This window comes from Pseudomonas sp. LY-1 (genome assembly GCF_053502595.1).
Map to the genome: position 1 here is coordinate 5,573,695 of NZ_CP094353.1, position 19,107 is coordinate 5,592,801.

A 19,107-nucleotide genomic window follows, 5' to 3' on the forward strand; every position below is an offset into this window, starting at 1 on the left:
CCTAATTGCAGCTGTTCATACCCGTATGATCGCAATCCCCCGTCCACTGCGCCTGACCGCCTACTCCCTATTGATCATCGCCGGTGCGGTGCTGGCCGCCGCCTTGGCCACGCGCCACGCCGAACGCCAGGCCCTGGTCGACGATGCCGCACGCGCCAATCAGCAGCTCATGCTATACGGCAACTCGTTGCACACCCTGATCGAACGCTACCGCGCGCTGCCCGCCGTGCTGGCGCTGGATTCGGAAATGATCAGCGCGCTGAAAGGCCCGCTGGATGCCGCGACCCAGGACGTGCTCAACCGTAAACTGGAACGTATCAACGGCGCCGCACAGTCCTCCACATTGGAACTGATGGACCGCACCGGCCTGGCCGTGGCCGCGAGCAACTGGAACCTGCCGAGCAGCTACGTCGGGCACAATTACGCGTTCCGGCCATATTTCAGCCAGACCCGGAGCCAGGGCACCGGGCGCTTTTATGCGGTCGGGGTGACCACCGGCGTGCCGGGGTATTTCCTTTCCAGCGCAGTGCTCGATGAACACGAGCAGTTCCTCGGTGCCATGGTAGTCAAGCTGGAATTCCCCGAACTCGAGCGTGAGTGGGCCCAGGGTAACGACCTGCTGCTGGTCAGCGACGCCCGCGGTATCGTGTTTATCGCCAACCAGCCGGGCTGGCGTTATCGCAACCTGCGCCCGCTGTCGGCTAGCGACCTGGCCGAACTACAGGCCACCCGCCAATACGACAAGAAACAATTGCAACCGCTGAAGACCCAGACCCTGCAACGTTTCGACGAAAACAGCCACCTGATGCGCGTCAACGGCCCCGATGGCAACGCCAATTACATCTGGGAATCCCTGCCGCTGAAGGCCGAAGGCTGGACCTTGCACCTGCTGCGCAAACCTCAGTTCCCCTTCGAAGACCAACGCAACGCCGGCCTCGCTGCCGCCGGTTCGTGGCTGGCGCTGGTGTTCCTGGTGCTGTTTCTGACCCAGCGCTGGCGTCTGGCCCGCATGCGCCAGCGCAGCCGCGAAGAGCTCGAACAGCTGGTCGAGGAGCGCACCCAGGCGCTGCGCACGGCCCAGGATGGCTTGGTGCAATCGGCCAAGCTGGCGGCGCTGGGGCAGATGTCTGCGGCCCTCGCCCATGAAATCAACCAGCCACTCACCGCGCAGCGCATGCAATTGGCGACCCTGCGCCTGCTGCTGGACCATGGCCGCGTGGGCGATGCCTACAAGGCGCTCACGCCACTGGACGACATGCTCACGCGCATGGCCGCGCTAACTGGCCATCTCAAGACATTCGCCCGCAAGAGCCCCAGCGGCCTGCGCGAACGCCTGGACCTGGCCAAGGTGGTCGACCAATCCCTGGAGTTGCTCGACGCACGCCTGCGCGATGAAGGCATCGGCACCGTGCTGGACCTGACCCGTCCCGCCTGGGTCCGTGGCGACGCGATCCGCCTGGAACAGGTACTGATCAACCTGCTGCGCAATGCCCTCGACGCCATGGCCAACAAACCGCGCAAACGCCTGGAAATCCGCCTGCACGCCGATGAGCAACTGTGGCAGTTGACCGTCAGCGACAGCGGCGGAGGCATCGCCGAAGAACACCTGAACAGCGTGTTCGACCCCTTCTTCACCACCAAACCCGTGGGCGATGGGCTCGGCCTGGGGCTGGCGGTGTCCTACGCTATCGTGCACGAACTGGGTGGGCGCCTGTGCGTCGCTAACCGTGGCGACGGAGCGGTGTTTACCCTGACCCTGCCTATCGCGCTGGAGACGCCGGAGCTATGTTGAATGCGGTGATTGTGATCGATGACGAAGCCAGCATTCGCACGGCCGTCGAGCAGTGGCTGAGCCTGTCGGGGTTTGAAGTGCAGTTGTTCAGTCGCGCCGAGGCCTGCCTGGCGCAACTGCCCAAGGACTTTCCCGGGGTGATTTTGAGCGACGTGCGCATGCCCGGCCTCAGCGGCCTGGAACTGCTGGCCGAAGTGCGGCGGCGCGATGCCGACTTGCCGGTGATCCTGCTGACCGGCCATGGCGATGTGCCGATGGCCGTCGAAGCCATGCGCGACGGAGCCTACGACTTCCTGGAAAAACCCTTCAGCCCCGAAGCCCTGCTCAACAGCCTACGCCGCGCCCTCGATAAACGCGGGCTGATCCTGGAAAACCGCCGCCTGCATCAACAGGCCGATCATCGGACACAATTGGAAAACAGCCTGCTGGGCGTGTCCCGCAGCTTGCAGAACCTGCGCCGCCAGGTGCTGGACCTGGCGACACTCCCAGTCAATGTACTGATCCGCGGCGAGACCGGCAGCGGCAAGGAACTGGTCGCCCGCTGCCTGCACGACTTCGGCCCGCGGGCGAAGAAAGCCTTTGTCGCGCTCAATTGCGCGGCGATCCCCGAGCAGTTGTTTGAAGCCGAGCTGTTTGGCCACGAGAGCGGCGCGTTTACGGGGGCCCAGGGCAAGCGTATCGGCAAGCTGGAATACGCCCACGGTGGCACGCTGTTTCTGGATGAAATCGAAAGCATGCCCCTGGTCCAGCAAGTCAAATTGCTGCGCGTGTTGCAGGAGCAGAAGTTGGAGCGGCTGGGCTCCAACCAAAGTATCCACGTCGACCTGCGCATCATTGCCGCGACCAAGCCGGACCTGTTGGACGAGGCCCGCGCCGGGCGTTTTCGCGAAGACCTGGCCTATCGGCTGAACGTCGCGCAACTGCGCCTGCCGCCCCTGCGCGAGCGTCGTGAAGATATACCGCTGCTGTTCGATCACTTTGCGCAAAGCGCCGCCGAACGCCTGGGCCGCACCGTTGAACCGCTGAGTGGCGCGCAACTGGGGCGCCTGCTCAGCCATGACTGGCCGGGCAACGTGCGCGAACTGGCCAACGTCGCCGAACGCCAGGTGTTGGGGCTTGGCGAGCCAGAGCCCGAAGGCATCGAGGCCGGGCAATCATTGGCGGCGCAACAGGAAGCCTTCGAGGCCCACTGCCTGAAAGCCGCACTGACCCGGCACAAAGGCGATATCAAGGCAGTGCTGGCCGAGCTGCAACTGCCCCGGCGCACCTTCAATGAGAAGATGCAGCGGCATGGGTTGGTGCGGGAGATGTTTCTCTAGGCCATGCTGTGGGTTGCTTTCAAAGACCCCATCGCCGGCAAACCATAAGCGGATTTCCGCTCAACCAGCCCAAAACCATCAGCGGCTTTCCGCTCAAAAAAACCTGCAAACCCTTCTAGACCGGGCCTTCCCCCACCTGGCACAGCTCCTGCTACAGCCCCAATCAGGCTGTGCTCAGGCACGCTCCATAAAAACAACTATCTGAAGGATCCTTCAATGGATAACTCCAATACCTTGCCTCTGGGGTCGGCGGCTGCGCCGGCGAAAGAACGCACCACCTCCAGCCGCATCAAATCGATCTTCAGCGGATCGGTCGGCAACATGGTCGAGTGGTACGACTGGTACGTCTACGCGGCGTTCTCGCTGTACTTCGCCAAAGCCTTCTTCCCCAAAGGCGACACCACCGCCCAACTGCTCAACACCGCTGCGATCTTCGCCGTGGGCTTCCTGATGCGCCCGATCGGCGGCTGGTTGATGGGCCTGTATGCCGACCGCGCCGGGCGTAAAGCCGCGTTGATGGCCTCGGTACTGTTGATGTGCTTCGGCTCGCTGATCATCGCCCTGAGCCCGGGCTATGAAACCATCGGCGTCGGTGCGCCGATCCTGCTGGTGTTCGCCCGCCTGCTGCAAGGCTTGTCGGTCGGTGGCGAATACGGCACCTCGGCCACTTACCTGAGTGAAATGGCGACCAAGGAACGTCGCGGTTTCTTCTCCAGCTTCCAGTACGTGACCCTGATCTCCGGCCAGCTCATTGCCCTGGCGGTGCTGATCGTGCTGCAACAGACCCTCACCACCGAGCAACTGTACGATTGGGGCTGGCGTATCCCGTTCGCCATCGGCGCCCTGTGCGCAGTGGTCGCGCTGTACCTGCGGCGCGGCATGGAAGAAACCGAGTCGTTCACCAAAAAGGAAAAAGCCAAGGAAAGCGCGATGCGCACCTTGATGCGCCACCCCAAGGAACTGATGACCGTGGTCGGCCTGACCATGGGCGGCACCCTGGCCTTCTACACCTACACCACCTACATGCAGAAGTACCTGGTGAACACCGTCGGCATGAGCATTTCCGACTCCACCACCATCTCGGCGGCGACGCTGTTTCTGTTCATGTGCCTGCAACCCCTGGTCGGCGCGCTGTCGGACAAGGTCGGCCGGCGTCCTATCCTGATCGCCTTCGGCATCCTCGGCACACTGTTCACCGTGCCGATCCTCACCACCCTGCACACCATCCAGAGCTGGTGGGGCGCGTTCTTCCTGATCATGGCGGCGCTGATCATCGTCAGCGGCTACACCTCGATCAACGCGGTGGTGAAGGCAGAACTGTTCCCCACCGAAATCCGCGCGCTGGGCGTGGGCCTGCCGTATGCATTGACCGTATCGATCTTCGGCGGCACCGCTGAATACATCGCGCTGTGGTTCAAGAGCATCGGCCTGGAAACCGGCTACTACTGGTACGTGACTGCGTGTATCGCGGTGTCGTTGGTGGTCTACGTGACCATGAAGGACACCCGCAAGCATTCGCGGATCACCACTGACTAACGGCTGGATGCGGTAACACATGTGGGAGCAAGTCGAATCGTCGCACCGACCCTCCCGCACGTTGCTCTTCAGGACACGTGAACAGTGCTTCGCTCAGGGTGGAATGAAAATTCCATAAGGCCGATGGAAATTCGCCGCCATGGCTTGCACTATGACGGCCCCCAGAAAAGCGCAGCAGGAACCCCGGCGATGTCTGACGATAGCTACTACTACGAACCCGCCAACGGCCACGGCCTGCCCCATGACCCGTTCAATGCCATTGTTGGCCCACGGCCGATCGGTTGGATTTCGTCCCACGACAGCCAAGGTCGCCTGAACCTGGCGCCCTACAGTTTCTTCAATGCGTTCAACTACATTCCGCCGATCATTGGGTTTTCCAGCGTCGGGCGCAAAGACAGCCTGAACAATATCGAACAGACCGGCGAGTTTGTGTGGAACCTGGCCACCCGCCCGTTGGCCGAGCAGATGAACCAGAGCTGTGCCGCCGTACCGCCAGAGGTGAATGAGTTCGAGTTGTCCGGCCTGACGCCGGTGGCCTCGAAGATCGTCGGCGTGCCGCGGGTGGGCGAGAGCCCGGTGTCGTTCGAGTGCAAGGTCACGCAGATCATCCAACTGCAGCGCGCCGACCAGGTATTGGTACCCAGTTGGCTGGTGCTGGGCGAGGTGGTCGCGGTGCATATTGCCAAGTGGCTGCTCAAGGATGGGATCTACGACACCGCCGCCGCCGAACCGATCCTGCGTGGCGGCGGCCCGGCGGATTACTTCCAAGTGGGCCCTGAGGCGCTGTTCAAAATGTATCGCCCAGGCGCCAACAAACCCTGACTGCAGTGCAATAAAAAATGTGGGAGGGGGCTTGCCCCCGATAGCGGAGTTGAAGCTACAGATAGGCTGACTGACACACCGCCATCGGGGGCAAGCCCCCTCCCACATTAGTTGGCGCCGGTTGCCCAGGCCAGTTGGCCGTCTTGATCCACATCGACCAGACACTCAAGTTGCAGCGTCGCCGCATCGTCGGCATCGGACGCCGTCTTGAACCTCTGTCCATCCAGGATCTTGTGAAACTGCGGTGCGCCCATACCATCCAGCGCCTTGACGGCGACGGCGGCGCTGTAGCCCCCTTCGCCCGGTACTACGGCGGAAACGGCTTCGTGGTGAGCAAATTGTTTACGTGCCATGTTGCAGGTCCTGGCCAATGGAAAGTCGGCCATTCTAAACCCTAACCGGCGAGTTGCAGGTACTCGCCGTAGGCATTGGCGGCGGATGCATCGGTGAAGGTCTGGAAGTCCATACTGCGCACGACCATGTCGTTCAACAGCTCGGAGAAGATCATCAGGGCCGGCGAGTTGAAGTAGGCACTCATCGCCTGTTCGCTGCTCCAGAAGCCCGAGACCAGCCAGACATCAGGGTCGACCTGGGAATGCTGCAACGAAAATTGCAGGCAACCCTGAGCCTGACGGCCCGGTTCGATCAAACTGCTCAAGCGAGCACCGAGTTCGGTGCTGCAACCGCTGCGGGCGCGGATAAAGGCCATATGGCTCGCGGGAATGGGGGTGGACATGTTCGACTCTCCCGTTGAGAAGTGATGCTCGGCAAGCACGGTGAGGGCGTGTTGCCACAGGATCAAAGATAACGGCGCAGGTCGAGGCGCGGTTAGTCGATTCCTGCCGGCTTATTGCACAATCCTGCGAAAAGCGTAGACAGAACGATTGCCCGCCGGTTTTATTCCACAGGCAGACGCCATATTTCAGGGCGATGACCGTTCTCCTGCTTGCCTGATTCACGATGTGTCGCAGGATCAGGCAAGGATTGTGCAGAATCGACATACCATGGTTTGAACAGCCGCCGCTAAGCTGAGCCCATCAAAAAAGCCTGCAGAGGACGTCCCATGTCGTCGCCCGAACCCAAGTCCATGCCCCTCGATGCCGAGATGGAAAAACAGCGCGCCGAACTGGCCAGCATCGTGCATCGGCATACCTGGGAAGACGGCTCCTACGGTACGGCGATCACGTCACTGTTCCTGAACCGCCACAACACGCCGCGCGACTTCAGCCCGGTGCTGGTGGAACCCGCCTTGTGCATCCTGGCCAACGGCCGCAAGGAAGTGCGCCTGGCTGACGAAATTTTTGCCTATGACCCGCTCAATTACCTGGTGTTTTCGGTGTCGATGCCGGTGGCCGGGCGGATCATCGATGCCACTCCGCAAGACCCTAACCTGTCGATCCGCATCAACATCGACCCGGCGCAGCTCACCGCCCTGATCGCAGAAGCCGGGCCGATGGGGGTGCCGTCGCGCCCGACCCCGCGTGGGATGTACGTCGACCGCATCGACAACCAACTGCTCGACGCCGTACTGCGCTTGACGCGCTTGCTCGATTCGCCCAAAGACATTGCGATGCTGGCGCCGTTAATCAGCCGCGAAATTCTCTACCGCTTGTTACGTGGGCCGCAGGGCTACCGGCTGTATGAAATCGCCGTGGCCAACAGTCAGAGTCATCGGGTCAGCCAGGCGATCAAATGGCTCAATGGCAACTATGAACAGCCGCTGCGCATCGATGACCTGGCCAAGGAAGTGAACCTGAGCGTCTCGACCTTGCACCACCGTTTCAAAGCCATCACCGCCATGAGCCCGCTGCAATACCAGAAGCAGTTGCGCTTGCAGGAAGCGCGGCGGCTGATGATTGCCGAAGGGCTGGAAGCCTCCGCGGCGGGGTATCGGGTGGGGTATGAAAGCCCGTCGCAGTTCAGCCGCGAGTACAGCCGGTTGTTTGGTGCGCCGCCGCTGCGGGATTTGGCGAGGTTGCGTCAGAGCGTGTGATTCACTGCCGATCAGATGTGGGAGGGGTGGTGCGACTTGCTCCCGATGGCGGTGAGTCAGCTAAAGATAAGCTGACTGTTGCACCGCTATCGGGAGCAAGCTCCCTCCCACATTTGCCCGATGGTGTTCTTTAGTCGAGGGTTCGGGGCAGTTGCAAGGTGACCCGCAAGCCACCCTCGCGCAAATTCTGCAAACTCACTTCGCCGCCATGGCTGTGCGCAATGTTGCGCGCGATGCCCAGGCCCAGGCCGTAGCCCTGCTGCTGGCCGGCGAGGCGGAAGTGCGGTTCGAAGACTTGCTCCAGGCGCTGTTCCGGCACGCCGGGGCCTTCGTCGTCGACGTGCAGGATGAACTCCGCGCCATCGTCCTCGATATGCAAATGGGCGTTCTGCCCGTACTTCAATGCGTTGTCGATCAGGTTGCCGATGCAGCGCTTGAGCGCCAGCGGCTTGCCCGGATACGGCGCCAACGCGCGCCCATGCTGGGTCACGCGGCCGTTGCCGTTGGGCGCCAGGTACGGTTCCACCAGGCAGTCGAGCACATGGTTGAGGTCGACCGGCTCGATGTTTTCGTGGATGTCGGTGTCTTTCACGCACTGCAGCGCGCCTTTGACCAGCAACTCCAACTCATCCAGGTCGCGGCCGAATTTGGTTTGCAGGTTTTCATCTTCGAGCAATTCGACCCGCAGGCGCAGGCGTGTGATCGGTGTGCGCAAGTCGTGGGAAATTGCACTGAACAACTGGCTGCGTTCGGTGAGGTAACGGCTGATGCGTTCGCGCATGGCATTGAAGGCGCGCCCCACTTCCACCACTTCACTGCCGCCGCCTTCGGCCACCGGCTCCACGTCGGCGCCCAGCGACATGTCCCGCGCTGCCCGCGCCAGGCGCTTGAGCGGCCGGCTCTGCCAGTGGACCAACAGGCCGATGAACAGCAGCAAAAAGCCGCTGGTCAGCACGATAAACCACACTTGCTGCGACGGCAGACCTTGCTCTTCGAGGCTGGTGTACGGCTCGGGCAACAGCGAGGCGATGTACAGCCATTCGCCGGGAGCGAGTTGGATCTGGGTGACCAGCACCGGCGGGTTCACCGGCTCCAGGGTCAACGCGTAATGCGCCCAGGAGCGTGGCAGCTCATCGAGTTTCAATCCGGCATTGAAGATGCGCAGGTCTTCGGCGCTGACGAACTCCACCGAGATATGCACATCGGCGCCCAAGGTCTGGCGCAACACTTCATCGACCGCTTTGAGCACCGCTTGCTTGCGCGGGGTCTGCGGCAAGATCGCCATGTCCAGCGGGCGGTCATTGAGCGTCACCACAAAACGTGTGCCGCCCATGCTGCGCAATTGGTCGAGGACCAACGGGCGATAAGCCACCGGCAGCGAACGGAAATAGCTCACGCTGGCCGTCATCGAATGCGCCAGGCTACGGGCGCTGGTGACCAGGCCTTCGAGCTGGGTGGCGCGCAATTGCGAAACCCAGATCACGCTGGACAGCGCCTGGGCGAACAGCACCGCGAGCAAGGTCAGCAGCAGCATGCGCCCCAGCAGCGAGCGCGGCACCGGGAAGCGGCGGCGCCGTTCGCTCAGGTGTTCAATGGGCATTGCCGGCAACCACGCTGGCTGCCAGTTGATAACCGCTGCCGCGCACGGTGCGGATCAGCCTCGGCGGTTTTTCCGTGTCGCGCAGGCGTTGGCGCAGGCGGCTGACGGCCATGTCGACGATCCGATCGAGCGGCATCAGGTCGCGGCCACGGGTGGCGTTGCCGATGGTGTCGCGGTCGAGGATTTGTTGCGGGTGGTCGAGAAACAGCTTGAGCAGGGCAAAGTCGGCACCGGAGAGGATCACCTCTTCACCGTCGACGTGAAACAGTCGGTGGCTGATCGTGTCCAGGCGCCATTCATCGAACGCCAACACGTCGCCACTGCCGCCGCGCTCCTGGCCGAACTGGCAGCGGCGCAACAGTGCCTTGATCCGCGCCTGCAACTCGCGGGGGCTGAAAGGCTTGCCGATATAGTCGTCGGCGCCCAGCTCCAGGCCGATCACGCGGTCGGCTTCGTCGGAACTGGCGGTGAGCATGATGATCGGCACCTGCGCCTGGCGCGGGTGCTGGCGAATCCAGCGACACAGGCTGAAGCCGTCTTCGTCCGGCAACATCACATCGAGGATGACCAGGTCGCACGGCGCCTCGTCCATCGCCTGACGGAACCCCGCACCGTCCGGCACGCCACGTACCTGGAAACCGGCGCGACTGAGGTAGGTTTGCAGCAATTCGCGGATTTCCTGGTCGTCGTCGACGAGGAGAATCGATTTACTGAATACGCTCACGGGGCCCTCCTTGTTGTTATGGCCATGCTGTAGGAGCGAGCTTGCTCGCGAAAATCCTGAGGCTGCCGCGTATCACCTGATGCGCTTCGTTATCGTCAACATTCTTCGCGAGCAAGCTCGCTCCTACATGGCGAATGCCTGTTCAAGCGCCACACCCGCCCCGGTCAACCCGGAATACGGCGCCGTCACCAGCCACACCGGAATGCCCTTGAAGTAGTCACTCATGCAGCCTTTGTCACTGAAGCTCTTGGCAAAATCGCTGTGGATAAAGAAGTCGGCAAACCGCGGGATCACCCCGCCGACGATATACACACCGCCCCGTGCGCCGGTGGTCAGCACGTTGTTACCGGCTACGCGGCCCAGCCAGATACTGAACTGGTTCAACACTTCCATCGCGACAGGGTCGCCGGCCAGGCCTGCCGCCGTGATCGCTTCCGGCGTATCCAGCACCGGCGTGTGACCATCCACCGCACAGATCGCCCGATACACCCGTGGCAAACCTGCACCACTCAAGGCGCTTTCGGCGCTGACATGACCGATCTCAGTGTAAATGTGCTGCCACAGCTGGGCTTCCCGCGGGCTGCTCAGGGGCAGGTCGACATGCCCGCCCTCCCCCGGCAACGCGGCCCAACGGCCGCCGCCCAGGTCGAGCAAGGTGCCGACGCCCAGGCCGGTGCCCGGACCGATCACCACCGCCGGGCGCAACGGTTCCGGCGTGCCAGGGCAGACCACGCGGAATTCGTCGGGCTTCAAGCGGGTCATGCCCAGGGCCATGGCCGAGAAGTCATTGACCAGCAGCAGTTCATCCACCTGCAAGGTCTTGCAAAACGCAGTCTTACTCAAGCGCCAGTGGTTGTTGGTGAATTTAAATTCATCACCGCTCACCGGCCCGGCCACCGACAGGCACACCGCACCGATGTCGCCGATCGCCAGGCCTTCTTCCTTGAGGTAGACCTTGATCGCGTCCTCCGGGCATTTATGATCCGCGGTGGCATGCACCCGGATCGAATGCAGTGCCTGATCCCGCCACAACGCAAAACGGGCGTTGGTACCGCCGATGTCACCGACCAGCGCAAGTTTCACTTAAGCGTCTCCAAGGCACAGGTAAAGGCGCTGGCGCCTTGCTCTGCGGAGCTTGCGGCCAAGCGCATAAAGGCAAACAGCTCGCGACCGGCCCCCACGTTATTGCCCAACAGGCCCGTGGCAGGTGTGCGCGCTGCAAATTCTGCGGCGTCCACCTTAAGCTCCAAGGTGCCTTTGACGCCATCCACGCGAATGATATCGCCATCGCGCACGCGCGCCAGCGGCCCGCCGCTCTGGGCTTCGGGGTTGACATGGATCGCGGCGGGGATCTTACCCGAGGCGCCGGACATGCGCCCGTCCGTCACCAGCGCCACGTTGAAACCACGGTCCTGCAACACGCCAAGGAACGGGGTCATCTTGTGCAATTCGGGCATGCCGTTGGAGCGCGGCCCCTGGAAGCGCATCACCGCGACAAAGTCTTTTTCCAACTGGCCGGCCTTGAACGCATCGGCCAGATCCTGCTGGTCCTGGAACACCACCGCCGGGGCTTCGACGATTTGGTGCTCGGGGGCCACGGCGGAGACTTTCATCACGCCACGGCCGAGGTTGCCTTCCATCACGCGCAAACCACCTTCCGGCGAGAACGCACGGGCCACGGGGCGCAGGATGGCTTCGTCGAGGCTTTCGATCGGGCCGTCGCGCCAGATCAGCTCGCCGTCGACCAGGAACGGTTCCTGCGTGTAGCGGCTCAGGCCCTTGCCGGCCACGGTGTTGACGTCTTCGTGCAGCAGGCCGGCTTCGAGCAGTTCGCGGATCAGGAACGACATGCCGCCCGCCGCCTGGAAGTGGTTGATGTCGGCCTTGCCGTTTGGATACACGTGCGACAGGGTCGGCACCACTGCGGAGAGGTCGGCCATGTCCTGCCAGGTCAGGATGATACCCGCCGACATGGCGATGGCCGGCATGTGCAGGGTGTGGTTGGTGGAACCGCCGGTGGCGTTGAGCGCGACGATGGCGTTGACGATGGATTTTTCGTCGACGATCTCGCCGATCGGCGTGAAGTTGCCGTTGGCCTTGGTCAGACGCGTGACCTGATGCGCGGCTTCGCGGGTCAGCGCGTCACGCAGCGGCGTGTACGGGTTGACGAACGAGGCGCCGGGCAAATGCAGGCCCATCACTTCCATCAGCAACTGGTTGGTATTGGCGGTGCCATAGAAGGTGCAGGTGCCGGGGCTGTGGTAGGACTTCATCTCCGATTCCAGCAGCTCTTCGCGGCTGGCCTTGCCTTCGGCGTAGCGCTGGCGCACGTCGGCCTTCTGCTTGTTGGAGATGCCCGAGGGCATTGGCCCGCCGGGGACGAAGATCATCGGCAGATGGCCGTAGCGCAGGGCGCCCATCATCAGGCCGGGGACGATCTTGTCGCAGATGCCCAGCATCAGCGCCGCATCGAACATGTTGTGGGACAGCGCTACCGCCGTGGACATGGCAATGACTTCGCGGCTGAGCAGGCTCAGCTCCATGCCCGGTTCGCCCTGGGTCACGCCGTCGCACATGGCAGGCGTGCCGCCGGCGAACTGGCCGACCGAACCGACTTCGCGCAGGGCCTTTTTGATCTGTTCAGGGAAATGTTCATACGGCTGGTGCGCCGAGAGCATGTCGTTATATGACGAAACAATTGCCACGTTGGCGGCGTTCATCATGCGCAGGCTATTTTTATCTTCGGTGCCGCAACCGGCCACGCCGTGGGCAAAGTTGGCGCATTGCAGCTTGCCGCGCATCGGGCCGTCGCTGGCTGCGCCGCGAATGAGTGCAAGGTAAGCCTCGCGGGTAGCACGACTGCGGGCGATAAGCCGTTCGGTGACCTCAAGAACGCGGGGATGCATGTGTAGAACTCCAGGCTAGCGGATGTGGCGACCTGAGCGTCTATGCTGATCAAACGCCCGCAGCACATGGGATGGCAGGGAGTCGTTTGGATCATCGGACCAGTTGATTCAGGTCACTCGTTGTAGATTGAACAAAATATTGCCATTAAAAAGGCTTGTTTTCTATTTTTATGCGAATAATCTTGTAATTCTTACAACAAATCGACGACAGGCAGCTTCCAATGACTCTTCGAATCGCAATCAATGGTTTTGGCCGTATCGGCCGCAATGTCTTGCGCGCACTGTATACCCAAGGCTATCGCCAGGATTTGCAGATCGTCGCCATCAATGACCTGGGCGACAGTTCGATCAATGCCCACCTGCTCAAATATGACACCGTCCACGGTACTTTCGATGCAGAGGTCGCCCACGATCAGGAAAGCCTGACCGTCAATGGTGACCGGATCGCCGTCAGTGCCATTCGCAACCCGGCCGACCTGCCCTGGGCTGCGCACAATATCGACGTGGTGTTCGAATGCACCGGCCTGTTCACCGACCGTGCCAAGGCTGCCGCCCATATTAGCGCCGGCGCGCGCAAGGTGATCATCTCCGCCCCGGCCAAAGGCGCGGATGCCACCGTGGTCTACGGGGTAAACCATGACATTTTGCGTCAATCCCACCAGATCATCTCCAACGCCTCCTGCACCACCAACTGCCTGGCGCCGGTGGCCCAAGTGCTGCACCGCGAGCTGGGCATCGAAAGCGGCCTGATGACCACCATCCATGCCTACACCAACGACCAGAACCTGACCGACGTCTACCACACCGACCCCTACCGCGCGCGCTCGGCCACCCAGAACATGATCCCGAGCAAGACCGGCGCCGCCGAAGCGGTCGGCCTGGTGCTGCCGGAACTGGCGGGCAAGCTGACCGGCATGGCCGTGCGGGTGCCGGTGATCAACGTATCGCTGGTGGACCTCACCGTGCAGTTGAAAAAAGACGCCACGGCCGAGGAAGTCAACGCGCTGCTCAAGGAAGCCAGCCAGCACTCGAAAATCCTCGGCTACAACACCCTGCCGCTGGTTTCCAGTGACTTCAACCACAACCCGCTGTCGTCGATCTTCGACGCCAACCACACCAAGTCCAGCGGCAAACTGCTGAAAGTACTGGCCTGGTACGACAATGAGTGGGGCTTCTCCAACCGCATGCTGGATAACTGCCTGGCGCTCTGCAGCGCCGAGTAATCTTTTGTGGGAGGGGCGGTCCGACGATTCGACTTGCTCCCGATGGCGGTGTATCAGTCATGCATGTGTTGACTGACATTCCGTAATCGGGAGCAAGCTCCCTCCCACATTTGATCGGTCGAGGCCCAGAGAAACAGTCACTTGCCATTTTCGTTGATGATACGCATTATCATTAACTGCAAATCGGTCCGGTATCGCTGTGAGCCAATCTCGCTTCAACCAAGTCTTTCTCACCCAACGGGTGATTCTGCTACGCACCTTGCAGCGGATGGTGAACAACCACAGCACCGCCGAGGACCTGTTGCAGGAAACCTACCTGCGCGTGACCCGGGCCCTGGGCGAGCGGCCGATCGATCACCTCGAACCCTTCGTCTACCAGACCGCGCGCAACCTCGCGCTGGATCACTTGCGTTCGCGCAGGATACAGGCGCGCACACTGCAGGAAGATGTCCCGCTGGACGTCCTGCAAAGCGTCGCCGCCCCCATCAGCACGCCCGAAGACGCGACCCAGGCCGAGCAACTGCTTGAGCACCTGAGCATCAGCCTCGGCCAGTTGAGCGCGCGCCAGCAGCAGATCTTCATCCTCAGCCGCCTGCACGGTTGCAGCTACCAGGAGATTGCCGATCAGTTGGAAGTGTCCTTGAGCACGGTGCAAAAGGAACTGAAATTGATCATGGCCATCTGTGTAGGTGTGGCCGAACGGCTGGATCAGCCTTAAGCTTCATCCGACAGAAATGTCGATCCAGGCTGTAGGAAAGATAAATAGAACGCGGCGAAGACCCGAGGCACACCGTGACGGACCCGAATAAACTGCGCCCCCATGCGCTGGCTCATGAGGTGTTGCAAGACCCGGCGATGGACCAGGCCCTCGACTGGCTGATCGCCTTGCAGTGCCCGCAACCCGGGCAGCAGGCCGCGTTCGAAGCCTGGCTGGCCGGCGATCCGGCGCGCGCCCAGGCCTTCGGCAAAGCCCAGGCGGCCTGGGCTGGCGCGCCCGTCCACAGCGCCGCCGTCGCCTTGGCGGCACCGCGCAAGCCCAGCGCCTGGCGCCGCATCAAGCCGCATTGGAAACCACTGGCCACCGCCGCCGTATTGATGCTCGGGCTGTTCAGCTTCAGCAACCTACCGGTACGCCTGCAAGCCGACCACCTCACCGTGGTGGGTGAACGCCAGCGCCTGCAATTGGACGAGGGCTCGAACGTCTTGCTGAACACCGATTCGGCGTTCTCCAGCAGCATCAAAGACCACCAGCGCATCGCCCGCCTCTACCAGGGCGAAGCGTTTTTCGAGGTGACGCCCAACCGCGGCCTGCCCCTTGAAGTCGACGCCGGCCCCGTGCGCGCCAGCGTGCGCGACACCGCGTTCGCCGTGCGTTACCTCAATGGCGAAGCCCAGGTGCAGGTGCAGCGCGGCGATGTCGACCTGAGCAACACCTTCGACGATGCCCGCGTGCGCCTGAGCGCCGGGCAAAGCATCCGCATCGGCCCCAAGGGTTTCGGCCAACCCGCCAGACTCGATGCCAACAAAGACCTGGCCTGGGTCCAGGGCCGGCTGATTTTCGAAAACTGCCCGATGAGCGAAGTGCTCGCCGAATTGCGCCGCTATTACCCAGGCTGGATCGTCAACACCAACGAGCAACTCGCCAGCGTCGCCGTCACCGGCAACTACCGCCTCGACCAGCCGTTGGACGTGGTGCGCTCCCTGGCCCACATCACCTCGGCCAAGCTCTCTGAATACCCGGCACTGGTGATCCTGAACTAAATGAGAATTATTTTTACTCGATAACGCTCGGCGGTACGTCTCGTCTTAGCCAATGCAACTGATTCCCATTTGAATCGGTTCGCAACTATAAGATTCGTATCTCCGGAGCGCTTTCGATGTCCTCTCGTTTCAATCGCCGGTCTTCTTCGCCCGTGCTGTCCTTGCTGACCGCCGCCATCCTGCTGGCCGGTGCGCCGGTGATGGCCGCCGCCGCCGAACCCACCGCCCGCAGCCAGGGCAACTACAGTTTCAGCATCGAACAGCAGCCGCTGGTTGCGGCACTCAATGCCTTCACCGCCGTGACCGGCTGGCAAGTCGGCCTGCCGGCGGAGCTGGGCCAGGGTGTGTCGTCGCCTGGCGTGCGCGGTGCGCTGTCGCCGGAAAAAGCCCTGGAGCGCTTGTTGATGGGGACCAACCTGAGCTACCGCAAACTCGGCAACAGCAGCATCGCCCTGGAAAAGCGCGCTGCCGGCAGCGTCCTCAACCTGCAACAGTTGACCATCAGCGCCACCCGTAACGAGCAGGACGTCAACAGCGTACCGAACACCGTCAGCGTGCATGAGCGTGAAGCGCTGGACCGCCAGAACGTCAACAACATCCGCGAGTTGGTGCGCTACGAACCCGGCGTCTCGGTCGGTGGCGCCGGCACCCGCGCCGGCAACGCGGGCTACAACATTCGCGGTATCGACGGCGACCGCATCCTCACCCAGGTCGATGGCGTGGAAGTGCCGGACAACTTCTTCAACGGCCCCTACGCCAAGACCCGTCGCAACTACGTCGACCCGGAAATCGTCAAGCGCGTGGAAATCCTGCGCGGCCCGGCGTCAGCCCTGTACGGCAGCAGCGCCATCGGCGGCGCGGTGAGCTATTTCACCCTCGACCCAGACGACATCATCAAGCCCGGCCAGGACGTCGGCGCCCGCCTCAAGACCGGCTACAGCTCCGCCGATGAAAGCTGGCTGACCTCCGCCACCGTCGCCGGCCGCGTACAGGACGTCGACGGTTTGCTGCACCTGAGCCAACGCAATGGCCATGAAACCGAAGCCTACGACGGCAACAACGCCACCGGCCTGGCCCGTACTGGCGCCAACCCCGAGGAGGCGCGCACCACCAACGTGCTGGCCAAGCTGGGCTGGAATTATGGCGATGACAACCGTCTGGGCCTGACTTACGAGAAGTACAAGGACGATCGCGACGTCAACCTGAAGAATGCGGTGGGAGGCCCGTTCGTCGGCGGCCAAGGCTTCAATCTCTACCGTGACCGACGGGGCAACGACACCATCACCCGCGAACGTTTCGGCCTGGAAAATACCTTCGCCCTCAACTCGCCCATGGCTGATCGCATCAAGACCAGCCTCAATTACCAGATCGCCAAGACCGACCAGACCACCGCAGAAATCTACCAGGCGGGCCGTCGGGTATTGCGCACCCGCGACACGCTTTACGAAGAAAAGCAGTGGATATTCGATGCCCAGTTGGACAAGGCTTTCAGCCTCGGCGACACCGATCACCAAGTGACCTACGGCACCACGCTCAAGCAGCAGAAAGTCACCGGCTCCCGCGAGGGCGCGGCCACTTGCCTCGCCGTCGGCGCCGGTTGCACAGCCATTGGCGCGCCCAGCCCAACGGCCAGCGACAGCGTGACGAAGACCAGCGACTTCCCGGACCCAACCATCAACACCTATTCGCTGTTTGCCCAGGATCAGATCGCGTGGGACAAATGGACCTTCCTGCCCGGCGTGCGTTATGACTACACCCGGCTCAAACCCAAGCTGACCCAGGAATTCCTCAGCAACGTCAACCCGACCGGCCAATACCCGGTGAGCGACAAGGAAAAAACCTGGCACCGTGTCACCCCCAAGTTCGGCCTGACTTACGCCCTGACCGATCACTACACCGTGTTTGGCCAATACGCCGAAGGCTTCCGCACGCCCTCGGCCAAGGCGCTGTACGGACGCTTTGAAAACCTGAACCTGGGCTACACCGTCGAGCCCAATCCCGACCTCAAGCCGGAAACCAGCAAAGGCATTGAAACCGGGATTCGCGGCAAGTTCGACGCGGGCTCCTTCGACATCGCAGTGTTTTACACCAAGTACCGCGACTTTATCGACGAAGACAACGCGGTCGTCGGCGGCACCGTCGAACAGTTCCAGGCCGTCAATATCAAGCGCGCAACCATCAAGGGCGCGGAAGCCAAGGGCCGCTTGAACCTCGACGCCTTCGGCGCGCCTCAGGGCCTGTATACCCAGGGGTCGATTGCCTACGCCTACGGGCGCAACGACGACAGCGGCGAGCCACTGAACAGCGTCAACCCACTCAAAGGCGTATTCGGCCTGGGTTACGAACAGGACAACTACGGTGGCCTGTTGAGCTGGACGCTGGTGAAAAAACAGAATCGCGTCGACAGCAGCAGCTTCCACGCTCCCGACGGCAGCACCGACGGCCCGTTCAAGACCCCTGGCTTCGGTGTGGTCGACCTGACCGCCTTCTACAAAGTCACCCAGGACGTGACGCTCAACGGCGGGCTCTACAACCTGACCGACAAGAAGTACTGGAACTGGGATGACGTGCGCAGCTACGACAGCGTCGGCGAAGCCGGTGTCACCGGCCCGGCCAACCTTGACCGCCTGACCCAGCCCGGTCGCAACTTCGCGATCAATGTGGTCTGGGACATCTGATCAACCCGCCTCGCCTCGTCGGAATTAATCAGCGATGAGGTGAGGATTTTTTACTGTGCCGCGTCTTCTTGTTCGTCTAGTTACTAACCGCCCAGCCACGCCCCAGGGCATCACGGCGCTCCCCTTCTCAAGGACTTTTTCATGACCGCTTCTCCTTCCGCAGAACGCCCAAGCCTGCGCTCCCAGCGCCTGAACCAGATCACCACCGCGCCGCACACCCGGCTCGACGCGCTGGTCAAGGCGCACGCGCCGTTTGAAACCCAGCCCAACTTCGCGCGTTTCGTGGTGGCGCAGTACCTGTTCCAGTCGGAACTGGTGGCGCTGTACAACGATGCCGACCTGATCAAGATCGTTCCCGACCTGGCCGAACGCTGCCGCGCCGACGCCGCCAGGCTGGACCTGGCCGACCTGGACACCGACGTCCCGGCCCCTGTCCCCGGTGCCGTGCAGAACCCGAGCAAAGCCGAAGCCCTGGGCTGGTTGTTCGTCTCCGAAGGCTCCAAGCTGGGCGCCGCGTTCCTGATCAAGCGTGCCGTGGGCCTGGGCCTGAGCGAAACCTTCGGCGCCCGCCACCTCGGCGAGCCGGCCGGCGGTCGTGCCGAAGGCTGGAAGCGCTTCACCCGCACCCTCGACAGCCTGGAATTGAGCGCCGAAGAAGAGGCCGATGTGGAAAAAGGCGCGATCAATGCGTTTATGCGCTTCACGGTGTTGCTCGAACAGGCTTACGCTACAGCCCCTGAACTGGCCTGATAC

At 62.3% G+C, this 19,107-nt stretch carries 16 protein-coding genes; 10 read left to right on the forward strand and 6 right to left on the reverse strand.

Annotated elements, in window-relative coordinates; translation table 11 throughout:
- Positions 1–25 precede the first annotated feature (25 nt).
- The 4 genes from MOQ67_RS25540 to MOQ67_RS25555 all read left to right on the forward strand — a co-directional run bounded on the left by MOQ67_RS25540 (position 26) and on the right by MOQ67_RS25555 (position 5,469).
- A complete protein-coding gene (locus tag MOQ67_RS25540) occupies positions 26–1,792 on the forward strand; it encodes an ATP-binding protein (RefSeq protein ID WP_321848856.1) in 1,767 nt (588 codons plus the stop codon).
- Positions 1,786–3,111 (forward strand): sigma-54-dependent transcriptional regulator, encoded by a 1,326-nt coding sequence (locus tag MOQ67_RS25545; RefSeq protein ID WP_448675686.1) that lies wholly within the window; start codon positions 1,786–1,788, stop codon positions 3,109–3,111. Before MOQ67_RS25540 ends, MOQ67_RS25545 begins: the two co-directional genes overlap by 7 nt.
- Before the next feature lie 216 nt (positions 3,112–3,327).
- Positions 3,328–4,647 (forward strand): MFS transporter, encoded by a 1,320-nt coding sequence (locus tag MOQ67_RS25550; RefSeq protein WP_321848858.1) that lies wholly within the window; start codon positions 3,328–3,330, stop codon positions 4,645–4,647.
- Between the two features lie 189 nt (positions 4,648–4,836).
- A complete protein-coding gene (locus MOQ67_RS25555) occupies positions 4,837–5,469 on the forward strand; it encodes a flavin reductase family protein (RefSeq protein ID WP_448675687.1) in 633 nt (210 codons plus the stop codon).
- Positions 5,470–5,576: 107 nt separating this feature from the next.
- Here the strand turns inward: MOQ67_RS25555 and MOQ67_RS25560 are convergent, their stop codons facing one another.
- Positions 5,577–5,855 (reverse strand): hypothetical protein, encoded by a 279-nt coding sequence (locus tag MOQ67_RS25560; protein WP_253398523.1) that lies wholly within the window; start codon positions 5,853–5,855, stop codon positions 5,577–5,579.
- Between the two features lie 8 nt (positions 5,856–5,863).
- Positions 5,864–6,205 (reverse strand): antibiotic biosynthesis monooxygenase family protein, encoded by a 342-nt coding sequence (locus MOQ67_RS25565; RefSeq protein WP_253398525.1) that lies wholly within the window; start codon positions 6,203–6,205, stop codon positions 5,864–5,866.
- 327 nt (positions 6,206–6,532) lie between these two features.
- Between MOQ67_RS25565 and MOQ67_RS25570 the strand changes: the two genes are divergently transcribed.
- Positions 6,533–7,462: an AraC family transcriptional regulator gene (locus tag MOQ67_RS25570; RefSeq protein ID WP_247404449.1), complete on the forward strand. Its 930-nt coding sequence runs from the start codon at positions 6,533–6,535 to the stop codon at positions 7,460–7,462.
- Between the two features lie 130 nt (positions 7,463–7,592).
- Here MOQ67_RS25570 and MOQ67_RS25575 read toward each other — a convergent pair whose 3' ends face one another.
- The 4 genes from MOQ67_RS25575 to edd form a co-directional block, all read right to left on the reverse strand.
- The gene (locus MOQ67_RS25575) at positions 7,593–9,020 is read right to left on the reverse strand and encodes an ATP-binding protein (protein WP_162231530.1); all 1,428 of its coding nucleotides are present in this window, start codon (positions 9,018–9,020) and stop codon (positions 7,593–7,595) included.
- Positions 9,021–9,051: 31 nt separating this feature from the next.
- Positions 9,052–9,786, reverse strand: a complete 735-nt coding sequence (locus MOQ67_RS25580; protein WP_448675688.1) for a response regulator — start codon at positions 9,784–9,786, stop codon at positions 9,052–9,054.
- A gap of 123 nt (positions 9,787–9,909) precedes the next feature.
- Positions 9,910–10,869, reverse strand: coding sequence for a glucokinase (locus MOQ67_RS25585; protein WP_253398531.1), 960 nt, complete (start codon positions 10,867–10,869; stop codon positions 9,910–9,912).
- Positions 10,866–12,692: a phosphogluconate dehydratase gene (edd, locus tag MOQ67_RS25590; protein WP_247406374.1), complete on the reverse strand. Its 1,827-nt coding sequence runs from the start codon at positions 12,690–12,692 to the stop codon at positions 10,866–10,868. The genes MOQ67_RS25585 and edd overlap by 4 nt, the downstream gene beginning before the upstream one ends.
- Positions 12,693–12,913: 221 nt before the next feature.
- On the opposite strand from edd, the gene gap reads away from it, so the two are divergent.
- From gap to MOQ67_RS25615, 5 genes are all read left to right on the forward strand, one after another.
- The gene (gene gap / locus MOQ67_RS25595) at positions 12,914–13,915 is read left to right on the forward strand and encodes a type I glyceraldehyde-3-phosphate dehydrogenase (RefSeq protein WP_253398534.1); all 1,002 of its coding nucleotides are present in this window, start codon (positions 12,914–12,916) and stop codon (positions 13,913–13,915) included.
- Between the two features lie 199 nt (positions 13,916–14,114).
- Positions 14,115–14,633 carry an RNA polymerase sigma factor gene (locus MOQ67_RS25600; RefSeq protein ID WP_253398536.1) on the forward strand — a complete coding sequence of 173 codons (519 nt, stop codon included), beginning with the start codon at positions 14,115–14,117 and terminating at the stop codon, positions 14,631–14,633.
- A gap of 74 nt (positions 14,634–14,707) precedes the next feature.
- Positions 14,708–15,676 carry a FecR family protein gene (locus tag MOQ67_RS25605; protein ID WP_448675689.1) on the forward strand — a complete coding sequence of 323 codons (969 nt, stop codon included), beginning with the start codon at positions 14,708–14,710 and terminating at the stop codon, positions 15,674–15,676.
- Between the two features lie 116 nt (positions 15,677–15,792).
- Positions 15,793–18,354, forward strand: a complete 2,562-nt coding sequence (locus tag MOQ67_RS25610) for a TonB-dependent receptor (RefSeq protein WP_448675690.1) — start codon at positions 15,793–15,795, stop codon at positions 18,352–18,354.
- 141 nt (positions 18,355–18,495) lie between these two features.
- On the forward strand, positions 18,496–19,104 hold the full coding sequence (locus MOQ67_RS25615) for a biliverdin-producing heme oxygenase (RefSeq protein ID WP_253398543.1): 609 nt from the start codon (positions 18,496–18,498) through the stop codon (positions 19,102–19,104).
- Positions 19,105–19,107 lie beyond the last annotated feature (3 nt).